The organism is Mesorhizobium sp. Arg314 (assembly GCF_053714275.1).
Genome location: NZ_JBSKBP010000141.1, coordinates 1 through 2,613 on the forward strand (window position 1 = coordinate 1; position 2,613 = coordinate 2,613).

The following is a 2,613-nucleotide window of genomic DNA, read 5'->3' on the forward strand; positions in this document are numbered from 1 at the left end:
AGTGAGGCGTTGGTGTTCCCTGGAACACCCCTCATCCGGCCGCTTCGCGGCCACCTTCTCCCACAAGGGGAGAAGGGAAAAGACAAATTTCAATCAACTTTTAATCTTTTTTGGCCGCGCCTCTGGACAAGGCGAATCGCCTTTGATTCTTTAATGGCGATTCGGGCGTGCGGCGTATCCGGGTCATCCAGTATACGGCAGATCGGGGAGTGCCATTTATGGCGAAGGCGGACGCGTGGGGCGCGCCCGGAGGGAAGGCTTTTGCGCGTCGCAAGGCAAGGAGCGATGGACTTGCCGGCAATACGCGCCTGATCGCCGAACCCACCTATCAGCGGCTCTTAGCCGCCGAGCCGCTGCTGCGTCGGTCGATCCCGGCGCTGATCGTCGTTTTCCTAATCGTCATCGCGGCATTGCGCTTCTTGTCGCTGATGAACGAGCATGACGAGATCGAGCGCGACGCCAAGGCGGTGCTGGCGCTGGCGGCCGGCCAGATGGCGCAGGCAATCACCGCGGACCCCAGCGCGGCCGGCGCCAATGCCATAGGCCTCCTGGAAAGCACCAGCCGCCAGGGCGCCATGAGCCGAGCCCATGTGCTCGCCATCACCGACGCCTCCTTCAAGGTCATCGCTGTCTCGCCATTGTCGACGGGCTGGCAGGGCCGCACGCTCGACGGTCTCGTGCTGGGCGGCCAGCCGCTGTTCATGTTCGGCGACGATGCCGGCGTGATGGATGTCAGCATCTGCGGACAGGACTGGTTTGCCGCCGTCAGCCTCACCGGCGACCGCAGACACGCGGCGGCCGTGCTGGTGCCGCAGGAAGCGGTGTTCGACAGCTGGCGCAAGTCGATGTCGCTCAATGTCACGCTCTTCGTGCTGACGGCGGGCGTTCTGATCGTCATCCTATACGCCTATTTCGGCCAGGCTGCGCGCGCCCAGGCGGCGGACCGCATCTACCTCGAGGCGCATCAGCGCATCGACATGGCGCTGGTACGCGGCCGCTGCGGCCTGTGGGACTGGGACATGGTGCGCGGCAAGATGTACTGGTCGCGCTCGATGTACGACATGCTGGGCTATGAGCCTTGCGATGCGATGCTCTCCTTCGGTGAGGTCGACGAGATCATCCACCCCGAAGACGGCGACCTGTTCGAGCTTGCCAACCGCATCGTCGAACGCGAGATCGACCATATCGACCAGGTCTTCCGCATGCGCCACGCCGACGGACAGTGGGTGTGGATGCGGGCCCGCGCCCAGGTCATCGACCCGGAGGCGCCGGAGATCCAACTGATCGGTATCGCCGTCGACGTCACCGAGCAGCGGCACCTGGCGCTGCGTTCGGAAGCGGCAGACATGCGGCTCAGGACCGCGATCGAGAACATCAACGAATCCTTCGTGCTGTGGGATGCCGCCGAACGGCTGATCATGTGCAATTCGAAGTTCCAGAAAGACAACGGACTGTCTGACCGCGACGTGGTACCGGGCGCGACCCGCGATATGCTGGAGGAGCGCATGCTGGCCTTCGCCTCGGAGCGCAGGTTGGCCAATGCCAACGGGCCGCATGGCGGCATTACGCTCGAGCGCCAGCTTGCCGACGGCCGCTGGCTGCAGGTCAACGAGCTCAGGACCCGCGACGGCGGCGTCGTCTCGGTCGGCTCGGACATCACCCAGATCAAGCTGCATCAGGAAAAGCTGGTCGACAGCGAGCGCCGGCTGATGGCGACGATCCACGATCTCAGCCTAGCGCGGCGCGCCGAGGAGGAACGCGCCAGCGAACTGGTCGAGCTCAACCGCAAATACATGAAGGAAACCGAGCGAGCCGAGGCGGCCAACCGCGCCAAGTCGGAGTTCCTCGCCAACATGTCGCATGAATTGCGCACACCGCTCAACGCCATCATCGGCTTCTCCGAGCTGATGGAGCAGGGCCTGTTCGGGCCGCTCGGCTCCGAGCGCTACGAGGAATACGCAGCCGACATCAACGGCAGCGGCAAATACCTGCTCGGCGTCATCAACGACATCCTCGACATGTCGAAGATCGAGGCCGGCCAGTTCTCGCTCGACCGCGAGGAGATCGATCTCTGCCCGCTGATCAAGGAGACGGTGCGGGTGATCTCGCTGCAGGCGGCGGAGAAGTCGATCAATGTCGAGACGCGCATCGCCGACTCGATGCGGCTTTACGCCGACCGCCGCGCGATCAAGCAGATCGCCATCAACCTGCTCTCCAACGCGGTGAAGTTCACCGGTCAGGGCGGCAAGATCACGGTCAGGGCACGCAACACCTCGGGGGCGCTGCTGCTCACCATCGAGGATAATGGCTGCGGCATTCCCAAGCAGGCGCTGAGCAAGCTCGGCCGGCCGTTCGAGCAGGTGCAGAACCAGTTCTCCAAGAACCACACCGGCTCCGGCCTCGGCCTCGCCATCTCACGCTCGCTGGCCGAGTTGCAGGGCGGCGCGCTGAAGATCCGCTCGACCGAAGGCGTCGGCACCATCGTATCGGTGCGCATTCCGCTGAAGAAAGCGCCGCCGACGGTGAAGGCGGCGGCTTAACAGGTTGCTGAAAAAGTCGTGCACCGACTGCCAAGCAAGTCGGAATTGGAGTCCAAACGAGAATCGAAAAGCG

The 2,613-nt window shown here is 63.9% G+C and carries 1 protein-coding gene; it reads left to right on the forward strand.

The features are described from left to right. The first annotated feature begins 218 nt into the window (after window positions 1-218). Window positions 219-2,540 carry a PAS domain-containing sensor histidine kinase gene (locus ACWGS9_RS34555; protein WP_454509405.1) on the forward strand — a complete coding sequence of 774 codons (2,322 nt, stop codon included), beginning with the start codon at window positions 219-221 and terminating at the stop codon, window positions 2,538-2,540. Window positions 2,541-2,613 lie beyond the last annotated feature (73 nt).

What these genes read in the sequence shown, in the direction of transcription:
- ACWGS9_RS34555 (WP_454509405.1), top strand. Translation starts at nt 219, where the DNA reads ATGGCGAAGGCGGACGCGTGGGGCGCGCCCGGAGGGAAGGCTTTTGCG.